22 protein-coding genes are annotated in these 25,314 nt (G+C 66.9%); 5 read left to right on the top strand and 17 right to left on the bottom strand.

The window, feature by feature from the left end; genetic code table 11:
* Positions 1-8: 8 nt before the first annotated feature.
* The 7 genes from tssA to AC56LW_RS15440 all read right to left on the bottom strand — a co-directional run bounded on the left by tssA (position 9) and on the right by AC56LW_RS15440 (position 7,487).
* On the bottom strand, positions 9-1,019 hold the full coding sequence (gene tssA / locus AC56LW_RS15470) for a type VI secretion system protein TssA (RefSeq protein ID WP_499635744.1): 1,011 nt from the start codon (positions 1,017-1,019) through the stop codon (positions 9-11).
* A gap of 27 nt (positions 1,020-1,046) precedes the next feature.
* Entirely contained in the window at positions 1,047-3,710 is a 2,664-nt protein-coding gene (tssH, locus tag AC56LW_RS15465; protein ID WP_499635742.1) for a type VI secretion system ATPase TssH, read from the bottom strand.
* On the bottom strand, positions 3,686-4,210 hold the full coding sequence (gene tssE, locus AC56LW_RS15460) for a type VI secretion system baseplate subunit TssE (RefSeq protein ID WP_332530073.1): 525 nt from the start codon (positions 4,208-4,210) through the stop codon (positions 3,686-3,688). Before tssE ends, tssH begins: the two co-directional genes overlap by 25 nt.
* 76 nt (positions 4,211-4,286) lie before the next feature.
* Positions 4,287-4,778 (bottom strand): Hcp family type VI secretion system effector, encoded by a 492-nt coding sequence (locus tag AC56LW_RS15455; RefSeq protein ID WP_183551309.1) that lies wholly within the window; start codon positions 4,776-4,778, stop codon positions 4,287-4,289.
* A 55-nt stretch (positions 4,779-4,833) separates the two neighbouring features.
* Positions 4,834-6,324 (bottom strand): type VI secretion system contractile sheath large subunit, encoded by a 1,491-nt coding sequence (tssC, locus tag AC56LW_RS15450; protein ID WP_499635740.1) that lies wholly within the window; start codon positions 6,322-6,324, stop codon positions 4,834-4,836.
* Position 6,325: 1 nt separating this feature from the next.
* Positions 6,326-6,841, bottom strand: coding sequence for a type VI secretion system contractile sheath small subunit (gene tssB / locus AC56LW_RS15445; RefSeq protein ID WP_499635738.1), 516 nt, complete (start codon positions 6,839-6,841; stop codon positions 6,326-6,328).
* A 61-nt stretch (positions 6,842-6,902) separates the two neighbouring features.
* Positions 6,903-7,487 (bottom strand): tetratricopeptide repeat protein, encoded by a 585-nt coding sequence (locus AC56LW_RS15440; RefSeq protein ID WP_499635736.1) that lies wholly within the window; start codon positions 7,485-7,487, stop codon positions 6,903-6,905.
* 203 nt (positions 7,488-7,690) lie between these two features.
* Here AC56LW_RS15440 and tssK point away from each other — a divergent pair, with 203 nt between their 5' ends.
* Together tssK and icmH are read left to right on the top strand one after the other, a co-directional pair.
* A complete protein-coding gene (gene tssK / locus AC56LW_RS15435; protein WP_499635734.1) occupies positions 7,691-9,715 on the top strand; it encodes a type VI secretion system baseplate subunit TssK in 2,025 nt (674 codons plus the stop codon).
* Positions 9,712-10,476: a type IVB secretion system protein IcmH/DotU gene (gene icmH, locus AC56LW_RS15430; protein WP_499635733.1), complete on the top strand. Its 765-nt coding sequence runs from the start codon at positions 9,712-9,714 to the stop codon at positions 10,474-10,476. Before tssK ends, icmH begins: the two co-directional genes overlap by 4 nt.
* A gap of 35 nt (positions 10,477-10,511) precedes the next feature.
* Here icmH and AC56LW_RS15425 read toward each other — a convergent pair whose 3' ends face one another.
* From AC56LW_RS15425 to AC56LW_RS15410, 4 genes are all read right to left on the bottom strand, one after another.
* Entirely contained in the window at positions 10,512-11,258 is a 747-nt protein-coding gene (locus AC56LW_RS15425) for an OmpA family protein (RefSeq protein WP_499635888.1), read from the bottom strand.
* A 25-nt stretch (positions 11,259-11,283) separates the two neighbouring features.
* Entirely contained in the window at positions 11,284-12,231 is a 948-nt protein-coding gene (tagF, locus tag AC56LW_RS15420) for a type VI secretion system-associated protein TagF (protein WP_499635731.1), read from the bottom strand.
* Positions 12,231-15,992 carry a type VI secretion system membrane subunit TssM gene (gene tssM / locus AC56LW_RS15415; protein WP_499635728.1) on the bottom strand — a complete coding sequence of 1,254 codons (3,762 nt, stop codon included), beginning with the start codon at positions 15,990-15,992 and terminating at the stop codon, positions 12,231-12,233. The genes tagF and tssM overlap by 1 nt, the downstream gene beginning before the upstream one ends.
* 139 nt (positions 15,993-16,131) lie before the next feature.
* A complete protein-coding gene (locus AC56LW_RS15410) occupies positions 16,132-16,971 on the bottom strand; it encodes a M15 family metallopeptidase (protein ID WP_499635727.1) in 840 nt (279 codons plus the stop codon).
* 60 nt (positions 16,972-17,031) lie between these two features.
* Between AC56LW_RS15410 and AC56LW_RS15405 the strand changes: the two genes are divergently transcribed.
* From AC56LW_RS15405 to AC56LW_RS15395, 3 genes are all read left to right on the top strand, one after another.
* Positions 17,032-17,754, top strand: a complete 723-nt coding sequence (locus AC56LW_RS15405; RefSeq protein ID WP_499635724.1) for a hypothetical protein — start codon at positions 17,032-17,034, stop codon at positions 17,752-17,754.
* A gap of 88 nt (positions 17,755-17,842) precedes the next feature.
* On the top strand, positions 17,843-19,498 hold the full coding sequence (locus AC56LW_RS15400; RefSeq protein WP_332530062.1) for a VRR-NUC domain-containing protein: 1,656 nt from the start codon (positions 17,843-17,845) through the stop codon (positions 19,496-19,498).
* Complete coding sequence (locus AC56LW_RS15395; RefSeq protein ID WP_499635721.1) at positions 19,437-21,785, top strand: ATP-dependent DNA helicase; 2,349 nt, start codon at positions 19,437-19,439, stop codon at positions 21,783-21,785. Before AC56LW_RS15400 ends, AC56LW_RS15395 begins: the two co-directional genes overlap by 62 nt.
* A gap of 4 nt (positions 21,786-21,789) precedes the next feature.
* Here the strand turns inward: AC56LW_RS15395 and AC56LW_RS15390 are convergent, their stop codons facing one another.
* The 6 genes from AC56LW_RS15390 to AC56LW_RS15365 all read right to left on the bottom strand — a co-directional run bounded on the left by AC56LW_RS15390 (position 21,790) and on the right by AC56LW_RS15365 (position 25,270).
* Positions 21,790-22,518, bottom strand: a complete 729-nt coding sequence (locus tag AC56LW_RS15390) for a LytR/AlgR family response regulator transcription factor (RefSeq protein ID WP_332530060.1) — start codon at positions 22,516-22,518, stop codon at positions 21,790-21,792.
* 4 nt (positions 22,519-22,522) lie between these two features.
* Entirely contained in the window at positions 22,523-23,590 is a 1,068-nt protein-coding gene (locus AC56LW_RS15385; protein WP_499635718.1) for a sensor histidine kinase, read from the bottom strand.
* Positions 23,590-24,315, bottom strand: coding sequence for a LiaI-LiaF-like domain-containing protein (locus tag AC56LW_RS15380; protein ID WP_332530058.1), 726 nt, complete (start codon positions 24,313-24,315; stop codon positions 23,590-23,592). Before AC56LW_RS15380 ends, AC56LW_RS15385 begins: the two co-directional genes overlap by 1 nt.
* Positions 24,305-24,682 (bottom strand): LiaI-LiaF-like domain-containing protein, encoded by a 378-nt coding sequence (locus AC56LW_RS15375; RefSeq protein WP_332530057.1) that lies wholly within the window; start codon positions 24,680-24,682, stop codon positions 24,305-24,307. Before AC56LW_RS15375 ends, AC56LW_RS15380 begins: the two co-directional genes overlap by 11 nt.
* A 180-nt stretch (positions 24,683-24,862) precedes the next feature.
* The gene (locus AC56LW_RS15370) at positions 24,863-25,039 is read right to left on the bottom strand and encodes a hypothetical protein (RefSeq protein WP_258837666.1); all 177 of its coding nucleotides are present in this window, start codon (positions 25,037-25,039) and stop codon (positions 24,863-24,865) included.
* Positions 25,040-25,108: 69 nt separating this feature from the next.
* Positions 25,109-25,270: a hypothetical protein gene (locus AC56LW_RS15365; RefSeq protein WP_332530056.1), complete on the bottom strand. Its 162-nt coding sequence runs from the start codon at positions 25,268-25,270 to the stop codon at positions 25,109-25,111.
* Between the last annotated feature and the right edge of the window lie 44 nt (positions 25,271-25,314).

Here is a 25,314-nt window from a genome sequence, read left to right as displayed (position 1 = left end):
CCGGTCCCTCAGGGCGCCGGGTGTTTCTTCCGCTGGTCTGCCTGGTCGTCGATTCCCAGCAAATCTTCCAGCCGCGCCAGCGACACCTCATCCTTGATCACCGAACGCAGCCAGGTATGCAATGGCTGCTCGCCCCAGCGCGCCGCTTTTTCCGCCAGATACGCAACGGGGCTGTGCGGCTCCGTGCGCCGGAAGAAATCGGCGACCTGGCGCAGCTGCGCCAGCGCCTGATCGCGGTGCCCGACCGGTCCGTCGGTATGCGCCGGCAGCGCCACGGCGATGGCGCCGCCCTGCCCTGCCGTCGATGACGCAGCGCTTGTCACCGCTAGCGGCAAGCCTGGTGAGATCAGGTCGATGACATCGCGCAGCGCCGTGCGGGCCGAGCTGCAGCTGGGACCGTCGTTGCCCAGTTGTGCGTCGACGACGCGCTCCAGTTCCCTCAGAGCCGCGACGGCCGCCTCACAATCAGCCAGCAACGCCTGCACAAACGCCGGCTTGCTGCGTGCACGCAGCGCCTCCAGTTCGGCCACCGCGTCCGGCCCTCGTGCGCGCGCCACTTCCCATGCCTGCAGCGTCAGCGCGCCGCTCTCGTCCAGCGCGACCCCCTTGGCCAGCGGCGCCACGCGGCTGGCCAGCCAGGCCAGGATGCCGATGCGCCGCTCGACGCCGTCTTCGTCGGCCTGCGGATGCACGCCGTCCCAGTAGCGCGCGCACAGCGCGGCCACTAGGCCCAGGCCATCGGCCAGGCCGCGCATGCCGCCGGTACGGGTGCTGGCCTCGGCCAGCCAGGCGGCCAGTTGCAAGTCCTTGCTGCGCGTTTCGAGCAGGGCGGCGCAGCGTTTGCCGACGAACTTCCAGTCGGCTTCCTTGAGCGCCGTGACCCAGGCGCCCTGCTCCAGCGAGGGATCGTCGGCCAGGCGCGCGCGCGCGATCTCGTCGACTTCGGGCGCGAAGGCCAGGTCGGCGCCGCACGGATTGTCCGGCGTGATTGGTGTGAGCAACAGGTCGATAGCGAGCATGGTGTCTCCTTGGAATCAAGTCTGCAATCAAGCCTGGACCGGTTCGATCAGGTATTTGAACTTGCCGGCGCGGGTGGCGCCGACTTTCACGCGGGCGATGGCGCCGCCTTCCATCATCCGTGCCAGTACGCTGTCAGCGATCTCGGGCAGCAGCGTGCCGCCCAGGATGTTGTCGATATTGCGCGCGCCGGAATCGACTTCGGTGCAGCGGCTGAGCACTGCCGCCACCAGGGCCTCGTCGTATTCGAAGCTGGCCTTGTGGTTCTCGAGCACGCGCGCGCCGATGCGCGCAAGCTTCAGACGGATGATATTGGCCAGCACCTCGTCGCCGATCGGGTAGAACGGCACCACGCTCAAGCGGCCCAGAAAAGCCGGCTTGAAATGCTTCAACAGGCTTGGGCGCAGCAACTCGGCCAGCGCGTCGGGCGTGGGCAGGTCGGCCGCCGGCTTGTTCAGACAGGCAGCCATCAGCTGGCTGGCGCCGACGTTCGACGTCAGGATGATGATCGTGTTGCGAAAGTCGATGACGCGGCCTTCGGCATCGTCCATCACACCCTTGTCGAAGACCTGGTAGAACAGTTCGAGCACGTCCGGGTGCGCTTTCTCGGCTTCGTCGAGCAGCACGACGCTGTACGGATTGCGCCGCACCGCTTCGGTCAGCACGCCGCCTTCGCCATAGCCGACATAGCCAGGCGGCGAGCCTTTCAGGCCGGAGACGCTGTGCGCTTCCTGGTATTCACTCATATTGATCGTGATGAGCTTGCGCTCGCCGCCGTACAGGATGTCGGCCAGCGCCAGCGCCGTTTCGGTCTTGCCCACGCCCGAGGTGCCGACGAACAAAAACACGCCCTTGGGCTTGTTCGGATCGTCGAGATTGGCGCGCGCCGTGCGCACGCGCTGGGCCACGACGCTGCTCGCGTGGCGCTGGCCCAGGATGCGCTCGTCGAGCATCGCCTGCAGATTGACGACCGTGCGGATTTCATCCTTGACCATGCGCCCGAGCGGGATGCCGGTCCAGGCGGCGACGATGGCGGCAACCGTGTGCCCGTCGACCTGCACCGGCACCAGCGGGGCGTCGCCCTGCAGGCCGCGCAGGCGCTCGCCGAGCGCGCGCAGTTGCGCGCTGCCGTCCCCCGCTGCGTTTGGTCCCGCGGCTTCGAGTTCTGCGCGCAGCGTGCCGATCTGGTCCGCCAGCACCTGCTCGTCGGTCCAACGACTTTGCAGCGCGACCTGCTCGGCCGCTGCACTGGCGCGTTCTTCGCCCAGCGACGCCAGCGCGGACGCGTGATCGTCACCGGCGCTGGCGCTGGCGTCGCGACTCAGGGCTTTGACGCGGGCGTCGAAGCGCTCAATGCGGCGTCCGCAATCTTCCAGCAATGCCGGCGTGGCGCTCTGGCCCAGCGCCACCCTGGCGCACGCCGTGTCCAGCACGCTGATGGCCTTATCCGGCAACTGGCGCCCGCTGATGTAGCGGTGCGACAGGCGCACTGCCTCGGTGATGGCCTCGTCGTAGATGCGCACGCCGAAGTGCTGCTCCATCAGCGGCGCCATCGCGCGCAGCATCGCAGCCGCCGTGTCTTCGTCGGGCTCCTCGACCTTGATCACCTGGAAGCGCCGCGCGAGCGCCGCATCCTTTTCGAAGTATTTCTTGTATTCGCCCCAGGTGGTCGCGGCGATCGTGCGCAGCTCGCCCCGCGCCAGTGCGGGCTTGAGCAGGTTTGCGGCATCGTTCTGCCCGGCCGCGCCGCCGGCACCGATCATCGTGTGCGCTTCGTCGATGAAGAGGATGATCGCGTGGGGGCTTTGCTTGATCTCGTGGATGACATTCTTGAGGCGGTTTTCGAACTCGCCCTTCACGCTGGCGCCGGCCTGCAGCAAGCCCATGTCGAGCGTGTGGATCTCGGCGCCCTTGAGCACGTCCGGCACGTCACCCAGTGCAATGCGCAGCGCCAGGCCCTCGACGACGGCCGTTTTGCCGACACCTGCTTCGCCCGTCAGGATCGGGTTGTTCTGGCGCCGCCGCATCAGGATGTCGATGGCCTGGCGGATCTCCATGTCGCGCCCGATGACCGGGTCGACCTTGCCGTCGCGCGCACGCGCCGTCAGGCACGTCGTGTACTGATCGAGCGCCGGCGTGGCGCGGCCCGCAGACTGCGCCAGCTCGGATGCAGCATCCGACCCGGGCTCGCTGCTTTCCGCCGCCAACTCCGTTTGCTCTACCGAGCCGCGCGTCAGGCGCTCGAGATCGTGCTTCAGGCGGTCCAGCGGAAAGCGCGCAAACAGCGGCGACGCACGCTGCGCCAGTTGCACCAGCGACGGCTCGGTCAACAGCGCCAGTATCAGATGGCTGCTGCGAATCCGGGGCGGCCCGCCGGCGCCGAGCGACGCGATCAGCCAGGCGTGCTCGAACAGCAGCGGCAGATGGCGTGAAAACACGGGCGTGCGTGCGCTGCCGGTGGCAAAGCGCGCCACTTCGCGGCGCAGGTCGGCTTCGAGGCCCGTGAGGCTGATATCGCAGTGGCGCGCGATCGCGGTCAGGTCGCTGCCCGGCTGCTCGATCAGGCCAAGAAACAGATGCTCGACGTCGACTTCGTACTGGCCCAGCCCGACGCAGATGCTGGCGGCGCGCGTGGCCGCCGCGCGCGTGGTGTCGTTGAGCTTCGAGATCAGCGTCTTGAGGTTGATGTCCATCGTGCCTCCTGGTCGGGTGGGGTCGCGGCCTTGGCAGGCCGGACGGTACGGTTGACGTCGTAGTGCAGCGACGACGGTTGCAGAACGGCGTTGAAGTTGATCGTCTCGTCCTGGCCGTCCAGCGCCAGACGGGCATGAATGACAAACTGCAGGCGGTTGACGTCGCCCGCGTCCGGCGCAAACGCGGCGCGCACGTCGGACAGGCGTGGCTCATGCGAGGCAAGCGCTTCTTCGATGCTCGCGCAGACGGCGTCGCGATCAAGGCTGCTGGTCAGGCAAAACCCGGCGAAGTCCATCAGGCCGTAATTGAGCAAGGATGCGCGCGCATGCGGGTAGCTGGCGAGATGGGCGGGATCGAGCGCGAGGCGGGTATTGAGCAAGGCTTCGAGGTCACGCGCGATGCTGTCCTTGACGCGTTCGATGCCGGCCGGCGCGCCGGCCCCAAGATCGCGGCGCTCGTCCATGAGGCGGTCGAGCAGCCCAGGCGTACAGCCTTTCATGGTGTCTCCGAGGGGGGGTAATTACAACGAACACGCGGCGGCGCGCAGCCGCCGCGTGGAAAGCGGAGGGCGCCGCTCAGACGATCTTGTTGGCCGCCAGGTCCCAGCCGCCCGAGGTGTTGCCGCCGGCGCCGCCGGTCACCTTTTGCTGGGTGTATTTCCACTTGATCTTCGAGAACTTCAGGCCCACTGCTTCGTGGATGATGCTGCCTTCGGCAACGCTTGGCTGGACACCGCCGATCAGCACGTTTTCAAGCTCGATCTCGAAGTACTTGATGCGCTCGCCCTGGCCATCGGCGCGCATGAATTCCAGCTTGGCCTTGGGGATGGTTTTGCCTGCCGAGCAGGTTTGCAACAGGATGGGCGAGGCCAGGTCGGCGAGCTTGGTCAGCGCGATTTCCTGATGCTCGCAGCGTTCGGCGGTGTGACCGCCGCCGGTGGATGCCGTGGCCGACCGGGGCTGGCTCACGCCCCAGTTCACCGAGGTGCACTCGATCCAGTCCTTGTGCCGGTCATCCTGCGACTCGCCTTTGATCCCGTCGATCTGCAGGTACACGTCAATTGCCATGTTCTACTCCAAGTGTGATTGAAACGTCGGTTGAACAACAAGTTGGTTACAGCAGTCAGTTCTTGGTCGATTGCGGCAACTCCGCGACCAAACGGAGCGAAACGGACAGCTCGTCGAGCTGGAAATGCGGTCGCAGGAACGACACGGCGCGGTACACGCCGGGCCGGCCCGGCACCTCGGATACCTGCACGCTGGCTTCGCGCAGCGGGAACTGCGCTTTCTGGTCCTGGCTCGCGTTATCGTCGAGCAGGACATATTGCGTGAGCCAGCGGTTCAGGTAATCCTCGACATTGGACGCTGCCGCGAAGCTGCCGATCTTGTCGCGCATCATGGATTTCATGTAATGCGCTATACGCGACACAGCAAAGATGTATTGAAGTTGCGACGACAGCACCGCATTCGCATTGGCCGCCTCGTTGTTGTACTTGCGCGCCTTCTGCGCCGACTGCGCCCCAAAAAACGCGGCGTACGACGTGTTCTTGCAATGCACGAGCGAGATGAAGCCCAGGTCCGACATTTCCTTTTCGCGCCGGTCCGTGATCGCCACTTCGGTCGGGCACTTGAGCGCCACCTCGCCCTCGTCGGTCTTGAACGTGTGAGTCGGCAGGTTCTCGACCAGCCCACCGCCCTCGACGCCGCGGATCGCCGCGCACCAGCCGTAATCCTCGAATGCACGCGTCAGGCGCGCACCGAACGCATACGCCGCGTTGCACCACAGGTAGCGGGAATGGTCGCTGCCGTCGACGTCTTCGACGTAATTGAAGCCTTCGGTGGTCATGCCGTCGGCCGGGTGGTACGGCAGCCGGCCCAGGAAGCGCGGCAGCGTCAGGCCGACATAGCGCGCGTCTTCCGATTCGCGGAACGCCTTCCACTTCGCGTATTCGACGGTGTCGAACACCTTGGCCAGATCGCGCGGCTTGCCCAGGTCGCCGAAGCTTTCGACGCCGAACAGTTCAGGGCTGGAGGACGTGATGAACGGCGCGTGGCTGGCAGCGGCCACGTGCGACATTTGCTCGAGAAAATAGATGTCTTCGGGCTGGCGCGTGATCTCGAAGTCGCCGATCAGGGTGCCGTACGGTGCGCCGCCGAAGGTGCCGAATTCTTCTTCGTAGATTTTCTTGAACATCGTGCTCTGATCGAATTCCATGGCCGACTGGAAGTCTTTCACCAGCTCGCGCTTGGACGCGTTGAGCATGCGGATCTGCAGGTTCGCGCCCGTCGTGCTGTTCTTGACCAGATATTGCAGGCCCGTCCAGCTGCGCTCGAGCTTCTGGAATTCGGGCGCGTGCATCACGCTGGATAACTGGTCGGAGATCATGCGGTCGAGCTCCGCGAGCCGGGCGTCGATCGTGGCCGACAGGTTCGACGACATCACCATCGTGCCCTGCATGACCTGGCTGACCAGCTCCGAGATCAGGTCGCGCGCCCGCACATGCTCGCTGCTGGACGTGGCCACGCGGCTCTGTTCGACGATCTGGTCGAGCAGCGACGCATCCAGTTCGGGGGCGCCCGGCTGTGCGCCAGTTGATTCGAGGACTGCGGCCATCTCAACCCTCCTTGCCAATGTCGCCCTGCTGCTTGCGCAGGCTGTCGAGCTTTTCGGTGTTGCCCAGCACGTCGGTCAGGATGTCTTCGAGCTTGTCGTTCCCGGCCAGCTTGTTGCGCAGGTCGGCCAGCTTGGTGCGCGCCTCGAGCAGCCTGGCCAGCGGCGCTACCTGGCGCACCACCGATTCGGGCCGAAAATCTGCCATCTCGCGAAACTGAAGCTGCACGCCGAACTCGCCGCCTTCCGGCGACAGGTGGTTTTCCACCTTGAAGCTCGCCACCGGCGCCACGCCCCCGAGCACCTCGTCGAAATTGCTCGCATCGACATTGACGAATGTGCGGTCCTTCAGGCGTTTCTTGTCGACCTGGGGATCGGTTCCGAAATCACCGACCACACCGACCACGAACGGCAGCTCCTTGTTCTCGGTTGCATCGCCGATCTCGACGTCATACGTCATCTGCACACGCGGCGCGCGCACTTTCTGCAACCGTTTTTGTACGCTTTCGTTCTTGGCCATGTCGACTCCAGTGGGGAAATGGGATGGCCGGCATGGCCGGCCACTGGTGAGAAATGCCGCGTTATTTCAGGACGTCGAACGGGCTGCCGCCCGCTGGGGCAGGTGCGGGCCGCGACGGCGCCGCCGCCGTCTGGGTGGACGGCTTGCGCACCGGTGAGCGCGCGGCCGGTCGCGTACTGACCAGTACTTCTTCGCCCAGACTGGTGCGCAGCAGCCTGGCCAGGTCCTGCGCCTCGCTGCGCACCGACCCCTGCAGATTGTTCTTGCGGGTCAGGTCGGCCAGCGCCTTGCTGGCCACGCGCAGGCCGCTGACGGCCAGGATGCTGTAGGCCAGCGTGTCGTTGGGGTCGCGCGCCAGGGCTTCCTGGGCATGGCTGATTGCCTCGCCATACTGGCTGGCGTCAAAACGGATCTGCGCCATGCGCACCCACGGTTTCTTGTCGACGGCATGGGCCACGCTGGCCGATTTGAGCAGCAGGATCGCTTTTTCGGGCTGGCGCGCTGCCAGCGCCGCATCGGCCTGCACGTAGATGTTCCCGGACACGGCGGCGCGCGGGGTGTCCGTACTGGTGCCCATACCGTCGGTGGCGCACCCGGCCAGGACGGCAACGCCGATCAGCATGGGTAACAGTCGTTGGCGAATCATGTTCGGCTCCGGTAGATAAACAAGCCACCATTATTCGCATCGGCACCCGCGTGCAGTTGTGCATGGTCAACAGCGCGTGCATTCAGCACACGGGTGTGGGATCGGTGCGCGAACGGGCTTGCGCTTGCGCTGGCGCAGCGTATGCGGGCGGGAAACGGATTCAATCCAACGCTGGCCTTCAAGAAACTGCACAGGAGAACCAGATGCCCCCAACCCACCGCTGCGCACTGTTGGTGCTCACGTTGACGTTCACCGCAGCGCTGGCCGGCTGCGGCAACACCCCGCATGGTTCGTTCGCCAGTGCGGCGTTGGGCGCGGTGGGGCTGCGCAAGCCGGCCGGGCTGCCCGAATCACAACAGCCGCCCCGTAACGTGCCACTGCGGCTGCACGCAGCCACACGCCTGAACGTCAACGAGCGCGGCCAGCCGCTGGCGCTCGCGGTGCGCCTCTACAAGCTGCGCCAGAAGGACGCCTTCGAAGAAGCGCCCTACGCCGCCTTCCTCGACCCGCAACAGGAACGCGAGCGGCTCGGCGCCGACCTGCTCGATGTCCGCGAAATCATGCTGGTGCCGGGGCAGCGCTACGAAGTGACCGAAAAGGTGGCGCGCGAAGCCGGCCATGTCGGCATCGTGGCGCTGTTCCACAACCCCGCAGCCGGCCATTGGCGCACGACGGTCAGCAGCGCAGACGCAGAGCGTGACGGCGTCAACATCGGCCTGCACGCCTGTGCGATGAGTGTGGCCGGTGGCACCGTCAGTGGCACAAGCACGCTGGCGTCTGTGCGCTGTCAATATACGTCGAAAACTTTCCTGCAAGCTAAACATTTTCGGACACCAAGCGAGGCCGACGTGAGCATGCCATCCAAGGTCTTATGGGACGAAGGATTGTTCCTGCGGCCCCAGCATTTCCAGCAGCAGGAGCGCTACCACGATGCGCGCCTGAACCAGACCGCGTGCGCGCTGCATCCGTATTGCTGGGGCGTGCGCAGGATGACGATCGACCTGGACGCGCTCAGGAACGACGTGCTGCGCATCGAGGAACTCTCGCTGCTGTTCCCCGAGGGCGAGGTGTACCGGGCACCCGATGGCGACATCCTGCCGCCCCAGGTGCGCCTGGCCGACCTGCCGCCCGAGATGCAGACCGTCACCTACCACGCCGCCCTGCCGGCGCTGCGCGCGCATGGCGAGAACTGCGCGATCGGCGCCGGCACCGGCGACGGCTTGCACGAGCAGGAAGACACGCTGCGTTTTTCCCGACACGAGCGCGACACGCATGACCTGTACAGCAGCGCCGCCGAAGCCCCGGTCACCTATCTGCGCAAGACGCTGCGGCTGGTGGCCGACGGCGACGCACTCGAAGCCTACGAGAGCTTTCCGCTGCTGCGCCTGCGCCGCGTGGCCACCGGCGGCTTCGAGCCCGATCCCGGCTTCATTCCGCCGAGCCTGTCGATCGACGCGGTGGCCGGCCCGGGCCTGGGCCTGCACGGCGCGCTGGCGCGGCTGATGGAAAAGCTGCTGGCCAAGGTGACCGCGCTGTATGGCGACCTGCGCGAACCGAGCCGCAACGTGGTCGAGATCCGCGGCGGCGACGTGTCGTCGTTCTGGCTGCTGCACACGGCCAGCGCCGGCTATGCGGCGCTGGCCCATTACCTGCACCACCGCGAGCTGCATCCCGAGCGCCTGTATGGCGCACTGCTGCACCTGGCCGGTGGCCTGATGACCTATTCGCGCAGCTACCGGCTGGACGACCTGCCCGCGTATGTCCACGCCGATCCGGGGCCACCGTTTGCGCGTCTGGACGGCATCATCCGCGACCTCCTCGATACCGTGATCTCGTCGCGCTACTTCACCATCGCGCTGCACCACGACCGGCCGTCGTACTACCACGGCGCGCTCGATTCGGGCCGCATCACCCCGCAGACCACGCTGTACCTCGCCGTGGCCGCCGACATGCCGGCGCTGCGCCTGGTCGAAACCGTGCCGCTGCAATTCAAGGTCGGCGCGCCCGAAGACGTCGACCGCTGCGTACTGTCGGCGCTGCCGGGCGTCAGACTGCTGCACGCGCCGCAGGTGCCCAGCGCGATTCCGGTGCGGCCCGACATGGTCTACTTCGTCCTCGACGTGCGCGGGGCGCTGTACGAGGCCATGCTCAAGTCGCAGGCGATGTCGGTGTACGTGCCCAACGGGCTGCGCGAACTGCGGCTCGAACTGATCGCGGTGTCGGCATGAGCGCGTTCATCGAGCGCCGCGCCGCGCCCAAAGGCGATACGGGCGAGCGAGCCATGCGCACGCAACGCCTCAGCGACATCATGTACGAGGGGTTCTACGCGCTGTTCCTGCTCAAGACCGGGTGTGGACCGCAGGACAAGGTCGCATTTGCCGACAACATGACGAGCTTTCTGATGGACGTCGACCGCAATGCCAAGGCACTGGGGATCGCGGCCGACGACATCCTGGCCGCCAAGTACGCATTCTGCTCGGCGGTCGACGAAATCATCCTGCGCTCGACCTTCGACGTGCGCGACGCGTGGGAAACCCGGCCCCTGCAGCTGCGCGTGTTTGGCGACCAGCTCGCGGGCGAGCATTTCTTCCACCGGCTCGACGACCTGCGCGCACGCGGGGCGCAGCAGGTCGAGGCACTCGAGGTCTTCCACATGTGCCTGCTGCTGGGGTTTCAGGGCCGCTATGCGCTCGACGGCAAGGACAAGCTCGATTACCTGGTGGCGCGTCTGGGCGACGAGATCGCCCGCATGCGCGGCCGCACGCGGGGCTTCGCGCCGCACGCCGGGCGGCCGGACCAGGTGGTCAACCGCGTGCGCAGCGACCTGTCGCTGTGGGTGCTGGGGATAGTGTTCACGGTGGCCGGGCTGGGCGCGTACGTGGGCTTCCGGACCGTGCTGGGCAACGACACCGGCTATGCGCTGGCCCATTACAACGATCTGGTGACGCTGCCGCCGAAAGCGGCGAACGTGACGATCACATTGCCGTAAAGCGTGAATGGACCCGGCCGTAAGGCTGGGGCGCTTTACTGGAGTACCTTGAACTCGATGCGCCGGTTGCGCGCCTTCCCTTCCGGCGTGCGGTTGTCCGCCACCGGCCGGTCGGGCCCCTCGCCCGATACCGCGATCGAGTCGGCCCCGATGCCCTGGGCCACCACATATGCCTTGACCGCTTCGGCCCGCGCCTGGCTCAGTGACAGGTTGCTGGCGCGCGAACCGGCGTTGTCGGTGTGGCCGATGACGCCGACCTTGACGCCCTTGATCTTGCGCAGCGCGACCGTCATCCCGTCCAGCACGGCGATGCCGGTGGGCGTCAGCGTCGCCTTACCCGATTCGAATTCAATGATGCGGTCAGCCAGCGCCGTATCGAGCACCACTTGCTGCGACACCTGCACCCGCAAGCCGTTGTTGACGGTGTAAGTGGGATTCAGGCTCGCCGCGATGTCGCCCGCGATCTTCTGGCGCTGCTCTTCGCTGGCCACGTCGCCGCGCAGGCTGACGCTGTTGCCGTCGATGTGCAGCTGGCCACCTTTCACCAGGCGCAGGTTGGGGCCAATCAGTCGGCCGACATACGTGTTCCAGTTGGCAGGCGTCGACACGGTGCCGACTGACAGCTGGTCGACCACGCGCGCGGCGCCGTAGACGCCGCGCAGGCGTTCCAGCAGCGCCGCCCTGGTCGCCTCGTCGGCCACGGTGCCGGTCACCAGCACCGGTGCGTCGGTCTGGGTCTGGGCCGTGGCTGCGCCGTGCTGCAGGCCCGCCAGGCACAGCATGACGATCAGTGTGCGAAGTATCACGTCAGGCTCCGATGAAGGTTGTCATGAACAGCGTGCGCGCCAGCGCCAGCGGCAGGTCGGGCTGGGCCAGCTGGCTGGCCAGCGCGCGCACGTCGGGCTCGAGCTGCAGCTGCTCGTCAATCCAGGCCGTGTGCTGCAGGCGCACCTGCAGGTCGGCGCCCACCAGCGGATCGATCATGGCGCGCAGCGTGTCGGCCAGCGCGGCGCAAAAGCCCACCACCAGCACCTGCCGCCCGTCCTGGTGCGTGATGAACAGCGCCAGGTCGAACCCGGCGCGCCGCAGGAATGGCGCGATCAGCCCGAGCCAGAACGCCGCCACCGGATAGCGCGCCGCCGGGTCGGCCGGCAGCGGCAGCACGAGACTCTTGTCGAGCGTGCGGGGCGGGCTGCGCATCACGGGCTGCAGCAGCAGGCCAAGCGCCAGCACCAGCCGCGCGACACCGCAGTCGTCCAGCAGCGCGTCGAGCGAACCCACTGTGCCGGCGTCGATCCAGGCCGTGCAGGCGCCCACATCCCCCAGGCCAATCGCGCTGTCGGCGATCGCCTGCAGCGACGATGTGGGATCGGCATCTGCCAGCACGTTCGGGCAGATTTCCTGCAAAAACGTCCACAGCGGGGCAAAAGCGACGGGACAGTGCGCCACGAACGCGGCCGGATCGGCCACCGTCAGCGTGCGCGTGGCCAGAAACGGAAAGCGCCGGCCCGACTGGTCGCGGCTGGCCAGCAGATGCCCGGCCACCGCATGGTGGCGCGCCGGACCGACGAGGGCGAAGCTCACCGGCGCCATGGCGTCGTAATGCACGCGCCAGCGCGCATCGGACGGCAGCAGCGTCATCACCTGCGCCAGCCAGGCGTCGAGCATCCCGATCGTGGCCGGTTCGTGCGCCAGTTTGACGAAGTCGGCGCGCGCGGGCAGCTTGCCGAAGTAACCGATCCGGTCGGCGCGCATCACTGGCCTCCCGTGCTGGCCAGTGCGGGCGCCGCCGCATCGAAGCGGCCAACGATTGCCGGCGGCAGGCGCATGCCACGAAAACCCTGGCCCTGGGCCTGCCCGCCCCCGCCTCCGCCCGCCTGCGGACTGCTGACGATCTTCAGGTCCACCGCCACCGTCACATTGTTGCTGCTCCAGCGCAGCTCGAACACGCCGTCGTCCTTCTTGGTGCGCTGCGCCGACTCGAACAGGCGCTGCAGGCCGAACTGGCCCGGCTGGTTGAACAGTTCCACCGTGCGGCCATCGAACGTCACGGCCGACACGCGTGCCCCCGATACGCCCTGCGGCCCCGGATGCACCATATTGCTCCAGCTGGCCGGGGTGTTGCGGTAACGGAGTTGCTGGCCATCGATCTCGAGCGTGTATTCGAGCGTGCCGGGCGCCGTGAGCGGCAGTACCTGGAACACGGTCTGCGCCGCCGTGCCGGCCGCCACGCCGTTGTTCGACAGCGGCGCGATCCAGGCCGGGAACGCGGCCACCGCCTGCGGCGCGAGCGAGATGCCGATGTCGGCCCAGGTGCGCGCGGCCAGCACGTCGCCGCGCCGCACCACGAGCGGGCCCATGGCCGTGCCCACGAATTTGGCCACCGCGCCGTCGGGCCCGAACACCTGGCCGATCTCGCCGGGCGTGGCCTCGATGCTTGCGCCTTGCGCGAACGGATACTTGGCCGCCAGCGTGCGCGTGAACGGCTCGACGACCTGCGCCTGCCAGGTCTTGTTGATCTCGGCCTCGGACGGCAGCACGATCATCGCGAAGGTCTGCGTCAACGGCCGCACCAGCAGTGGCCGCAGCGCGCTTTTCTGGCTCTCGCTCATCCCGGTGAGCATCTGCTCATCGACGTAGCGCAGCGCCTCGGCCAGTTCCGAGCCGGTCCCTTCGAGTGTCTGCTGCATGAACTGCTTGGCGCCCGGCCCCGGGTCGCCCTGGTTCTTCAGCGTATTCAGGCGCGTGCGCAGGCGCGACAGCGCGTCGAGGTAGCCCGTCATCAAGGACGCCTCCTTCTCCTTGGAACCGACGAGGCGCGCCACGCCGGCAAATTCGCGGCCGATCGGGCCCGCGCTTTGCAGCCCGCCGGTCAACTCGGCCGGATCGATGGTGTCGGCCAGCGTGCGTGCATCGGACGGCGCCCGGCGCAGGATCTTCTGCTTGATCCACTCGGCGACGCCCCGTTCGGTCTTGCTCGCGGGCTGGCGCAACCCGCCCGGATTGTCCCAGGCGGTCTCTTCATGGATCGTGCGCAGCAGCCTGGCGATGGGCGACGTCTGCGGGTCGCCCAGCCGATTCATCGCCTGCACGCTGGCGTCGAAGCCGCGCAGGTCCGTGATCGCCACGCCCTGGACGAACTTGACCCACTCGCGTGCATAGTCGGCCTTGTACAGATCGATCAGCGCCTTCTGGATCTGCTCCGGGCTGCCCTCGAGCGTCAGGTCGTCGCGTGCCGTGGTCTTGAGCACCCAGTCCACGGTATTGAGTTCGCGGTTCGAGGCTTCGCGGATCGCGCCCAGCACGAATTTGTCCCACGCCGCGCGGGTGAATGCGCCGCTGACCGCGTGGCTGCCGGCGACCAGCGCGCTGTCCTGTTCGCCTACGATGCGCGCCACCGTCACCGCCGGGAAGCGCGTGGCGGCGCGCGTGCGGATGTCGGCGTACACGCGCTCGCGCGCCGGGGTGCCGCGCACCACGCGGCGCAGATGCTCGCGGGTGGTGTCGAGCAGGCCCAGCTTGAGCGTCATCTGCGGCCAGGCCGGGTCATTGATGTTGGCCAGGTGGAAGCTGAGCAGCCGTTCGGCGCTGCGGATCATCTGCTCGCGCGGCATCGCGCCGCGGTGCGCTTCCAGCCAGCCGCGCCAGTAGCGCGTGAGCTGGTCGTTCAGATGCCCCGACTCGGCGTGGGTTTTATCGCCCAGCATCAGGTAGGTCTTGAGCGCGTTGTAGGCGTCGCCGACGCTGGTGGGAGACGTGTCCTGATACGGCTGGCCGGGCCGGGCCGCCGGCGTAGCCGCCTGGCGCGCCGGATCGAGGCTGGCCGCATTGTTGTTCACTTCCGTCAGCATGGTCTCGAGCGCACCCGTGACCGGTTCGACCATCACGGCGCGCACGCCAGCGAAGTATTCGTCGCGCAGCTTGCGCGACAGCTGCCCACCCTGGTACAGGCCGAAGCCCAGCGCCCACGGCTTGTCCTGGCTGTAGCCATCGAGCAGCTCGATGCGGTCCTGCAGGATGTCGAGCGCTTCGAGCCGCGACTGCAGGTCGATGCGGCCAGCCTGCAGCCTGGTCACCTTGTCGAGATCGGCCTGCACATTGGCCACCAGCTGGCGGTTGCCCATGTAGGCCCAGGACCAGCCGCCCATCGCGCAGCCCAGCAGGATCGTGGCGGCGAAGAACACACCCAGCTTCCAGCGCGCCGCCGCCGGATGCGTGTAGCGCCTGACCAGGTCGCGGTCGGCGAAGATCACCTTGCGAAACAGGTCCAGCAGAAAGTAGCCGGACTGCCCGGCGGCCGGCTCGGCCACCGCGCCTTCACGATTGGCCAGCGCCAGGTCGAAGCGGCTGGCCACGCGCTGGCTCGACAGGTCTTGCACGCTGCCTTCCTGCAGCGCGCTGGTGAAGTAAAAGCCGCGAAACACGGGTTTGAACTGGTAGGTGTTTTCGTCGAACAGCGTGGCCAGGAAGGCGCGCAGTGGCGTTCTGATCGCCGCAAATTCGAGGGGAAACGTGAACACGCCGGGGCGCATCAGGGTGCTGCGGTTGGCGCCCATGCCGGCCAGGCTCATTTCTTTCAGGCCATCGACGAGCGCCTCGAACTCGTCGTCGAAGAAGGCCAGCACGTCCTGCGGCGCACTGCGGCGGTTGTAGCGCAGCGTGGCGCCCCAGATGCGCTCGCGCTCGGCCTGTTCGCTGCCATGGAAAAAGTCCACGAAACCGGCCACCAGATCGACCTTCGTGAACACGACATACACGGGCGGATGCACGCCCAGGCGCTCGGTCAGCTCCTGCATGCGGGTGCGCAGGTTCTTCGCCAGTTCGTGCGATGCGGTGGCCGGGCCGGCCATCAGTTCGGCTACGCTGACGGCGATCAGGATACCGTTGACCGGCGCACGGTGGCGATGGCGGCGCAGCAGGTCGAGAAAACCGAACCACTCGTCGCGATCGTCTTCCTGCACCGAGTAGCGCCCGGCCGTGTCGAGCAGGATGCCGTCGGTGGTGAAGAACCAGTCGCAATTGCGGGTGCCGCCGACGCCCTGCACGGCCTTGTTGCCGGGGATCGGAAACGTCAGTCCCGAGCGCACGATGGCGCTGCTCTTGCCCGCCGCCGGGTTGCCGATCACCATATACCACGGTAGTTCGTACAGCGCCGCCGCGCCGCGTGTCAGGCCCAGCTTGGACGTCTTGATGGTGCTGACCGCATCGAGCAGATTCTTGCGCAGCACGGCGACGTCGCCCTTGCCGTTGTCGTCCATCCCATCGTCCGTGGCGTGACCACCGCCCTCGCCCTCGGCCATGGCCGACGCCAGCCGGGCGCCTTCGCGCGCGCGCCAGGCGCGCCGGATCATCCAGCCGGCGCCCCAACAGCCAAGCAAGGCCAGGCCGACGATGGCGGCCCAGACGATGGCGATGTCCAGCGCCACGGCGCCAAGCACCAGCAGCGCCGCGATGGCGAGCACGCCGATCAGGATCAGCATGCGGCTGCTGGTCAGGAAGTTCCAGAATCGCGCCATGGCGGGGCCCAGGTCCGTTGAAAAAAGAGTCTCACAGGAAATGCTCGCACGCGTATGGCTGCCGCCGCTTGAGCGGGCGCAACACGGTGGACTTGGTGCAGCGCCGGCGCTTGCCGGCAAGCGCCGCATCATCACCATGTCAGCGCCGCATCACCCCGCGCAGGCGCAGCTCGGTGTGGCCAAAATCCATCATCTTCCAGCGCCCGCCCCAGGTCAGGCCGAGCGACTCGGCCACCTGGCCGTAGGCCTGATAGCCGCGCATCGCCCACGGGTCTTTTTCGGAAATCACGAGTTTGCCGTCGCGCAGGAACGCGCAGTCGCCCGCCAGGCCGTAATGGTGCCAGCTCTGGAACGCGCGCGCGTTGGTGACATTGCTGCCACTGGCGGCCAGCGCATCCTGGCGCGCCGGGCTGCGGTAGCCTTCGAGCAGCGCCATCTCGTAACCGTGCTGCTCCTTCATGATCTTGAAGGCCAATAGCAGGCGCGCGCTGAAGTCAGGGTGCAGCAAGCCCCAGTTGCGGCTCGCGCCCACCAGCATCGGCCGTATCAGCTCGACTTCGGCGGTCGTAAACACGTCGGGCGGCAGCGCCACCGGGGGCGAGAGCTGTTCGCCAGCCAGCAGCGCCGCCACCTGTTCATCTGGCATGGCGGCGCTGCCCTGATACACGGGCAGCATGGCGGGATTGCTCAGCGCCAGCGCCAGCAGCGAGGGAATCAGGATCACCGGCACGACAATGGCGAACACGACCCGATGCCGGCGCAGGAAGCGCAGCAGGCGCTTGCGCAGCGTGAGCGCGGCCGCATCGCGCGCGGCGCCCAGCGCCCGCCCGCCCGCGTGTCCCCAGGCGCCGGCATGCCGCGCCAGTGCGCGCAAGCGGCCGATGCCGCGCGTTGCCAATGCGCGACCTGTCGGGAAAACGGCCAGCCAGATCAGGCCGGATGCGCCACAAACGTACAGAAGCGCGATAAAGATCAGCATCGGTACCTCCAGGATTGTTTCTAATCGGAACTGGAAAAACCCCATCTTAGGAGTGCTGCCGTGCGTTCATCAGACGAACATCAAGCGAACCCCACGCAACCGCATCTGCGGCCCGATCTGATGTCATCGGCGCGGCACGGCGGCAACGAAGACAGCATTCTCGCCAGGCTCGAACGCGAGCCGGTGCGCCGTGCCGCGCCCGGCGGCACGGGCGTGAGGGTGGCCTGGTATGGCGGCGCCGTGCTGGTCGCACTGGGGTTGACGGGCGCCCTGGCCTGGCTGGCGGCGGGGCAGGACACGCCGCACAGGGTCGAGCCGACGCACGCAGGGATCGCGGCGCGCGCAATCGTGGCCGACGAACCTGCTGCGCCGCTGGCGGCGGCCATCATCGTCGACGCTGCTCCAGCGCTGCCGCCAGTATCAGCACCAGCGCCCGCAGCCAGCACGGCGCACGTCCTGCCACCGCCGGTGCCACCACTGCGCCTGTTGCGACCGGCGAACGGAGGGCGAGCACCCGCCAAACCCACGCACACGGCTGCTGCGCCCGAACGCAGCGCGGCCAAGACCCCGGTGCCGACGTTCCAGGCGCGCGCCAGCGTACCGCGCCAGGCGGCGCGGCCAACGAAACATGCCGGACCGGCGCGGGTAACCGAGACGCCCGACAGCGATGTCGCCCTGATCTCGGCCGTCATCTATCACGCCAATGGCCATGCCCTGCCCGACCCGGAGATGAACGCGGATCGCTGCAACGGCGACGCCTGTCGTCCACGGCCAACGCGCTAGCAGCGCGCGGGACGATCGCGCCCGAAACTGCTGGATTCCCTGTCCACGCAGGCCTATACTGTACATAAGAACAGTAACGCGGGTGGTCATGATCAGGTTGTTGGAAAACGAGTTTTATTATCTGGACAACTTCCAGCGCGTTCTCGACTGGATCGGCGAACGCTATGCCGACCTGCTCGACGCGCAAGAGCATGCGTTCCTGGCCGCCTTCCCTGCCCTGCCGCATGCGGCGCGCGCGCTGTTCGTGCGCATGGTCATGCGAAAAGGCACGCTGTTTCGCGCCAGTAAACTCCGCTACGCCGAGATCGGCTGCCCGGTGGAGGCGGCCGGCCACCTGCTGGGCACCGGCTGGATCGAAGCCGATCCCGAACTCTCACTCGACGAACTGTTCGACCTGCTCTCCAAGCCCGAAGTCGCCCAGGCCTTCCCGCACCTGCGCCAGAAAAGCGCGCGCAAGGGCGATCTGCTCGAGGCCTTGCGGGCCGACTGCGCCGATCCACGCCGTTTTTCCGGCTGGTACGGCGACTGCCCCGACGTCGCCTGGCGCATCCACGTCAAGCCCCTGTGCGACCGCCTGCGGCTAGTTTTCTTCGGCAACCTGCGCCAGGGCTGGACCGATTTCGTGCTGTCCGACCTGGGCCTCTTCCGCTACGAGCAGGTCGACATCTCGCCAGCCTCGCGCGGTTTCCGCCAGCGCGCCGACATTGACCACTACATCCTGCTGCACGCATGCCGCGAGCGCTTCGCCGCCGGCGAAGCCGTCGAGGATGTCGTGCGCGATCTTCCCGAGCATGCGTTCGACAACGACTGGCTGGCCAGCCGGCGCGAAAAGCTCGTGTTCCAGATCGGCCAGCACTACGAGAAACAAAAGGACTGGGATGGCGCTTTTGCCGCCTACGCCCGCTGCCGCTACCCCGGCGCGCGGGGCCGCGCGATTCGCGTCCTCGAAAAACACGAGCGCTTCGACGACGCCTGGGCCCTGTTGACTGAGGCCCAGGCCACCCCCGAGAACGACGCCGAGCGCCAGCACCTGGCCCGCATCGCGCCGCGCCTGGCGCGCCGCCTGGGTCACGCGCGCCTGGGCCGGCTCCCGAAAACCGAGGTGCAGCGCATCGACCTGTGCCTGGCGCCCCCTAACGGCGAGCGCTGGGTCGAGGGCGCGGTGCGCGACCATCTGGCGCAAGAACAGGCGCCCGTGTTCTACGTCGAAAACGCGCTGGCCAATACGCTGTTTGGCCTGCTGTGCTGGCGCGCGATCTTCGCCGCCATTCCCGGCGCCTTCTTCCACCCGTTCCACCGTGGACCGGCCGATCTGTATAGCGCCGACTTCTACGCGCGCCGCCTGGCCGAATTTACTGCCTGCTTCGACGAACTCGATTCCGGCGCCTACCGCGACACCATCCGCGCGACCTACCGCGACAAGGCCGGCTTGCAATCACCGTTCGTGCACTGGGACGGCATCAGCCTCGAGCTGGTTGAACTGGCCCTGGACTGCATCCCGGCCGCGCACCTGCGCAAGTGGTGCGAGCGGATCCTGGCCGACGTGCGCGAAAACCGCACGGGCTTTCCCGACCTGATCCAGTTCTTCCCCCTTGAAAACCGCTACACGATGATCGAAGTGAAAGGCCCGGGCGACCGCCTGCAGGACAACCAGCAACGCTGGATCGAGTACTGCGCCGCGCATGCGATGCCGGTGGCCGTCTGCTACCTGGTCTGGGATCTGGCGCCCGAGATGGCGGCCTGATTTGACCGGCACCACGCAACCCGCCTACACGATCGCCGTGCGCGCACTGTGCGAGTTCACCGCCAAGGCGGGTGACCTCGACCTGCGCTTCACGCCCTCGCCCAGCGCCCAGGAAGGCATCGCCGGCCACGCCGTCGTTGCCGCGCGCCGGGGCGACGGCTACCGCGCCGAGCTGCCGCTGTCCGGCGAATGGAACGGCTTGCGCGTGCGCGGCCGCGCCGACGGCTACGACGAAAACGAGAACCTGATCGAAGAGATCAAAACGCACCGCGGCCGCCCCGAGTCCATTCCCGACAACCACCGCCACCTGCACTGGGCGCAGGTGCGCGTGTATGGCCATTTGCTGTGCCAGGAGCGCGGTCTGGATGCGGTCAACCTGGCCCTGGTCTACTACGACATCGGCAGCGGCGTCGAAACCGTGCTGCGCGAGCAGCGCGACAGCGCCTGGCTGCAGACCCATTTTGCGGGCCTGTGCGAACGCTTCTCGAGCTGGGCTGCGCAGGAGAGCGCGCACCGCGCCGCGCGCAACGACGCGTTGACGCACCTGCGCTTTCCGCACGCCGACTTCCGGCCCGGCCAGCGCCACCTGGCCGAGAGCATCTACCGCGCCAACACCAGCGGGCGCTGCCTGCTGGCGCAAGCGCCGACCGGCATCGGCAAGACAGTCGGCAGCCTGTTCCCGACGTTGAAGGCCATGCCGCAGCAGGGCATCGACAAGGTGTTTTTCCTGGCCGCGAAGACGCCGGGCCGGCGCCTGGCACTGGATGGCGCGGCCAAACTGTGCTCGGCAACGTCAACCCCGCTGCGCGTGCTGGAACTGACCGCGCGCGACAAGGCTTGCGAGCATCCGGATAAAGCGTGCCATGGCGAGGCATGCCCGCTGGCGCGCGGCTTCTATGACCGCCTGCCGGCCGCGCGCGCCGCTGCGGCCGAGGTCCTGGTGCTGGACCGCGAAGCGCTCCGCACGGTCGCCCTCGACCACGACGTCTGCCCGTACTACCTGGGCAGCGAGATGACGCGCTGGGTCGACATGATCGTTGGCGACTACAACTATTATTTCGATGGCGGCGCGATGCTGTACGCACTGGCGCAGGCCAACGGCTGGAAGGCGAGCGTGCTGGTCGACGAAGCGCACAACCTGGTCAACCGCGCACGCTCGATGTACAGCGCCGAGATCGACCGCGAACTGCTGCGCGCCGCCCGCGCCGTCGCACCTCCAGCGATCAAGAAAGCGCTCGAGCGCGTCGGGCGCGCCTGGACCAATGTCGACAAGGGCGCGCCCGCACCGTACCAGCTGCTCGAGTCGATGCCGGCGAAACTGGTCGATGCGCTGCAGGATGCGTCCAGCACCATCAACGAACATCTGGCGGCGTTCCCCGGTCCGCTCGAACCCGACCTGCAGCGCTTCCACTTCGACGCGCTGCAATTTGCGCGCCTGGCTGAGTCGTTCGGGCCGCACTCGCTGGTGGACCTGTCGCGCGACGCCGACCGCCCTACCTTGCGCGATTCGACGATCTGCATCCGCAATGTGGTGCCGGCGCCGTTTCTCGGACCGCGCTTTGCCGCGTCGCATTCGAGCACGCTGTTCTCCGGTACGCTCGGCACCTGGCAATACTGCACCGACACGCTCGGTCTACCGGCCGACACGGCCTGGGTCGAGGTCGATTCGCCGTTCACGGCCAGCCAGCTGGACGTGCATGTCGCCAAAGGCATCTCGACCCGCTACCAGGCGCGCGCTGGGTCGGTGCAGCCGATCGCCGAACTGATCGCCCGCCAGTTCCATGAACGCCCCGGCAACTACCTGGCGTTCTTCAGCAGCTTCGACTACATGGACCAGGTGGCCGGCGCGCTGGCGAAGTTGGACCCGGGCGTGACGGCCTGGCGCCAGGAACGCCGCATGAGCGAGACCGCGCGCCAGGGCTTCATCGACCGCTTCGCCATCGGTGGCGCGGGCGTGGGCTTTGCGGTGCTGGGCGGCGCGTTCGGCGAAGGGGTCGACCTGCCGGGCGAGCGCCTGATCGGCGCGTTTGTCGCCACGCTTGGCCTGCCGCAGGTGAATCCCGTCAACGAGCAACTGCGCGAGCGGATGCAGACGCTGTTTGGTGCCGGCTACGACTACACGTACCTGTACCCCGGCATCCAGAAAGTGGTGCAGGCAGCCGGCCGCGTGATCCGCACCGAGCAGGATCGTGGCGTGGTCTGGCTGATCGACGACCGCTTCGCCCAGCCGGGCATCCGCGCGCTGATGCCGGCCTGGTGGGAGCTCGGCGCACACAACTCGCGCTAGGCGCTTATGCCAGCAATTCGCGGATGCGCTGGTAGCCGCTGCGGCTGATGGGCAGCTTCACGCCGTTTTTCAGCACGGCGCAGTGATTGTCCTTGCTGACCGGTTCGATGCGCGCAATGGCACCCAGGTTGACGATATGCGAACGATGGATGCGCACGAAGACGGCGGGATCGAGCTGCGCCTCAAGTTCGGCCAGGCTGCCAAGCTTGAGGTACTGCCTGCCGTCCGCGCAGACCGCGACGTAATCGTCCTGTGCCTCGATGTAATCCACGCTCGCTGTTGGCACCACGTGTACGCGGGCGCCGTCGCGAATCAGGATGCGCTCGAGCGGCGTGTGGCGCGCCGCTGCCTCCTTTACCACCGCCTCGATCTGCGCCGGCCGGGCGTTTCGCAGACGCGCCTGCGCCAGCGCTTCGCCAAGGCGCGCGCGTGAAAACGGCTTGAGCAGGTAGTCGATTGCATGCACCTCGAACGCGCGCAGCGCAAACTGGTCGTAGGCGGTGGCAAAGATGTAGTGCGGCTTGCTGCCGGCCAGCTCGACCACCTCGAAGCCGTCGAGCTTGGGCATCTGGATATCGAGGAACACCAGTTCGGGGTCGAGCTCCGCAATGGCCTTGACTGCCTCGAAGCCGTTGGCACATTCGCCGACGATCTCGACGTCGGCGTGCGTCGTCAGGTATTCGCGCAGCACGGCGCGCGCCAGATGTTCATCGTCCACGATCAGAACCCGCATGCTGTCAGTCTCCCGTGTCTGCGGGCAGGATCAGGTCCACCCGAAAAATCGCCCCATCGCGCATCGCATGCACGCTCGCGTCGATGCCATACACGGCGTGCAGGCGCTGGCGCACGTTTGCCAGGCCGACGCCACCGCCCTTGCCGGCTGGCCCGCCGTCCGGATCGACATCGTTCTCGACCCGCAGCTTCAGTTGCGAGCCGGCGCGCGCTGCCTGCACGCGCACCACGCCGCCCTGTGGCAGCTGGCCGATGCCGTGCTTGACCGCGTTCTCGACCAGCGGCTGCAGGATCATCGGTGGCAGCAGACAGCGCGCCGCGTCATCCGCCATCTCGCACGCGAACGTCAGGCGCGGGCCGAAGCGCACCTGCTCGATCGCCAGAAATCGCTGCGTTAGTTCAACTTCGTCAGACAGCAGAACCTTGCGGTGCGCTTCGAGTCCCAGCGTATGGCGAAAGAAGCCGGCCAGTTGCAAGGTCATGTCGCGCGCGGCGTCGGCATTGATGCTGGTGAGCGCGCTGATCGAATTGAGGCTGTTGAATAAAAAGTGCGGGTCGATCTGCGTGCGCAGCATGCGCAGTTCGGCGTCCTGCGCGAGCAGCTTCAATTGGAGTTCGCGTGTTTCCAGCCGGCGCGCGCGTTCGAACTCCAGCGCCAGATAATGCGCGCAGGCCGTCATCCCGTACAGCAGCACGCCGACGCCGAACATCACTGCGGCGACGGGAGGCGAGAGCAGCACGCCGCCCATCGACGGCGCCAGCCAGCGCCACAATGCCGCCCACGCCACCGCTGCTGCACACCACAGCAAGGCAGCGCTGGCGGCCGTGACAAAGAACACGACCAGCACCGAGCGCAGCGACTTGGTTGCCAGCGGGTAGGCGCGGCACAGGTAGTAGCTCGAATAGCCGCACACGCTCGCATACACCAGCATCAGCGGCAGCGCGAATAGCAGGCTGGCCACGATCCCAGCGCCGATGGCCGCGTTCAGCAGGCCCGCGAGCATCAGCCCCAGCATCAGCCAGGCCGCCAGATACAGCGCGGCGCTGCGCCCGGCCCAGAACATCCGGCCCATCAGTTGCGGATTTCCACACCGCCCATGATCGCGTAGCCGCGAATGACGAGGCGTTTGCTGCCATCGGGTGGTACGGCGGTCTTTTCTTCGAAGCCGCCCAGGATCGGCGTACCGAGCAGGATCACGGTCCAGTCGGGCGGACACTTGATGGTCACGCCGCCCCAGAACGCGAACACATTGATCACCGCCTCGCCACGGATCGAAGCACCGCGCATATCGAGTTCGCACCCGCCCATGACCGCCGTGATTTCACCGCCACGAAAATCCTGTGTGGCCACGCGGCGCTCGTAGCCGCCCAGGATTGCCGTGATGTCGACGGTCTCGCCGCTGCCCGTATCATCGAGCATCCCGGCGCCCAGGCTGCCGGCGCCGCTGCCCGGCACGCCGCGGTTGCGCAGCGCCTTGGCAACCAGGAAACCGCCCAGGCCAATCAGGATCAGCGGCCACATGGTGCGCACACTGAAGTTGATGATATCGAGCCGGTCCAGCATCATCAGGATGCCCACGCCAACCAGCGCAGCGCCGAGCAGCGTGCCACCCTGGCTGCGCGTGTCGCACAACTTGACTGTGCCGACGATCACGAACAGCATCGGCCAGAACGAGACCGCGCGGTGCATGTCAACCAGGCCGAGGTTATCGAGCAGGAACAATAGGCCCATGCCGATGACGAGCACGCCAAGTACGACCTGGCCCGTCACGCCCCTGGGCAAGCGATCATTTTTCATGGCGGCCCACCTTCTGGTTATTGAGAAAACGACGGGCGATGAACGGGTCGAGCACCAGCTTAATGCCCCACATCAGGATGAACAGCGGCCAGCTGTTACGGAACGTCAGGCCGAATGCATTCTCGAGCACCGCAAACAACCACAGGCCGGCAAACACCGTCCACAAGCCATTGCCGAATTCCTTGGGGCTCGGGTAGCCGATGGTCTGGCTGATGCCCACGGCAACGAGCAGCAGCGGCGCGTAGTGCCAATAGTCTTCGGCGTTGATGTAGTACAGGCGATCGAGCAGCACAACGGCGCCGACGACGATGAGCAGCAAGCCCCAGACGATTTGCTTGCGCCAGCGATAGGATTCTTCGGATTGCATGGTGCGGACCTCCTTGTGATCGAATAGGGATCACGATAGCAAGGGTCGGCACGCTGGCGGAAGTGGTTTTCGGCGAATGGCGAATCCATACCGGCGAATGGCGAATGAGCGCCCTTGATCAACATACGGGCGAAAAAAAACCCGCCGTGATGGCGGGTTCAGTGTGCAGCGCAGGTGCCATCAGGCAGCGCTGGCGGCTTCCTGGCGCTTGATCAGGCCCTTTGGCACGTTGCGGTACTTGGCGCGTGCTTCAGCCTGGCGTACGGCTTCACGTGCAATATTGGTACGCTTGATCTCGATGCGTTCTGCCTTGCCGCGATGTTGGGCGATGTGCTTGCTTCCGATTCTCTTGGTCATAACGGTCTCCTTGGTTGAACTATGCGCCGCGTCCTTGACAGGACGTCGACGCGAAAACGTGTGCGAAGGCTAGTTGCGGGTCGGGGCGATCTTGAGCGCCGCCGGGATCAACGTCGCCCAGCCAAGCTGGCGCCGGATTTCTTCTGGCGCCGGTGGCGGCTTCGGATCGCGCGAGCGGCGCGCGAGATATTCGCGCACCAGGTGCTTGGCTGGATGCTTGACATCGTACATGGCAACCTCCGCTTCCTTGCTGCCCGGTGCAGGCACAAGGCCCG

The organism is Telluria sp. LT2P80 (assembly GCF_059685955.1).
This window is presented reverse-complemented; position numbering and strand designations above follow the sequence as displayed.

Excerpts from the sequence above, each read along its gene's own strand:
- AC56LW_RS15455 (WP_183551309.1), bottom strand. The coding sequence starts at position 4,778 with ATGGCAATTGACGTGTACCTGCAGATCGACGGGATCAAAGGCGAGTCG.
- AC56LW_RS15395 (WP_499635721.1), top strand. The coding sequence starts at position 19,437 with ATGCGATGCCGGTGGCCGTCTGCTACCTGGTCTGGGATCTGGCGCCCG.
- tssK (WP_499635734.1), top strand. The coding sequence starts at position 7,691 with ATGCCCCCAACCCACCGCTGCGCACTGTTGGTGCTCACGTTGACGTTC.
- AC56LW_RS15410 (WP_499635727.1), bottom strand. The coding sequence starts at position 16,971 with ATGCTGATCTTTATCGCGCTTCTGTACGTTTGTGGCGCATCCGGCCTG.
- AC56LW_RS15440 (WP_499635736.1), bottom strand. The coding sequence starts at position 7,487 with ATGATTCGCCAACGACTGTTACCCATGCTGATCGGCGTTGCCGTCCTG.
- AC56LW_RS15400 (WP_332530062.1), top strand. The coding sequence starts at position 17,843 with ATGATCAGGTTGTTGGAAAACGAGTTTTATTATCTGGACAACTTCCAG.
- tssB (WP_499635738.1), bottom strand. The coding sequence starts at position 6,841 with ATGGCCAAGAACGAAAGCGTACAAAAACGGTTGCAGAAAGTGCGCGCG.
- tagF (WP_499635731.1), bottom strand. The coding sequence starts at position 12,231 with ATGCGCGCCGACCGGATCGGTTACTTCGGCAAGCTGCCCGCGCGCGCC.
- icmH (WP_499635733.1), top strand. The coding sequence starts at position 9,712 with ATGAGCGCGTTCATCGAGCGCCGCGCCGCGCCCAAAGGCGATACGGGC.
- AC56LW_RS15385 (WP_499635718.1), bottom strand. The coding sequence starts at position 23,590 with ATGGGCCGGATGTTCTGGGCCGGGCGCAGCGCCGCGCTGTATCTGGCG.
- tssM (WP_499635728.1), bottom strand. The coding sequence starts at position 15,992 with ATGGCGCGATTCTGGAACTTCCTGACCAGCAGCCGCATGCTGATCCTG.
- tssH (WP_499635742.1), bottom strand. The coding sequence starts at position 3,710 with ATGGACATCAACCTCAAGACGCTGATCTCGAAGCTCAACGACACCACG.
- AC56LW_RS15375 (WP_332530057.1), bottom strand. The coding sequence starts at position 24,682 with ATGCAATCCGAAGAATCCTATCGCTGGCGCAAGCAAATCGTCTGGGGC.
- tssA (WP_499635744.1), bottom strand. The coding sequence starts at position 1,019 with ATGCTCGCTATCGACCTGTTGCTCACACCAATCACGCCGGACAATCCG.
- AC56LW_RS15390 (WP_332530060.1), bottom strand. The coding sequence starts at position 22,518 with ATGCGGGTTCTGATCGTGGACGATGAACATCTGGCGCGCGCCGTGCTG.
- AC56LW_RS15425 (WP_499635888.1), bottom strand. The coding sequence starts at position 11,258 with ATGCTGTGCCTGGCGGGCCTGCAGCACGGCGCAGCCACGGCCCAGACC.
- AC56LW_RS15370 (WP_258837666.1), bottom strand. The coding sequence starts at position 25,039 with ATGACCAAGAGAATCGGAAGCAAGCACATCGCCCAACATCGCGGCAAG.
- tssC (WP_499635740.1), bottom strand. The coding sequence starts at position 6,324 with ATGGCCGCAGTCCTCGAATCAACTGGCGCACAGCCGGGCGCCCCCGAA.
- AC56LW_RS15380 (WP_332530058.1), bottom strand. The coding sequence starts at position 24,315 with ATGAAAAATGATCGCTTGCCCAGGGGCGTGACGGGCCAGGTCGTACTT.
- AC56LW_RS15365 (WP_332530056.1), bottom strand. The coding sequence starts at position 25,270 with ATGTACGATGTCAAGCATCCAGCCAAGCACCTGGTGCGCGAATATCTC.
- tssE (WP_332530073.1), bottom strand. The coding sequence starts at position 4,210 with ATGAAAGGCTGTACGCCTGGGCTGCTCGACCGCCTCATGGACGAGCGC.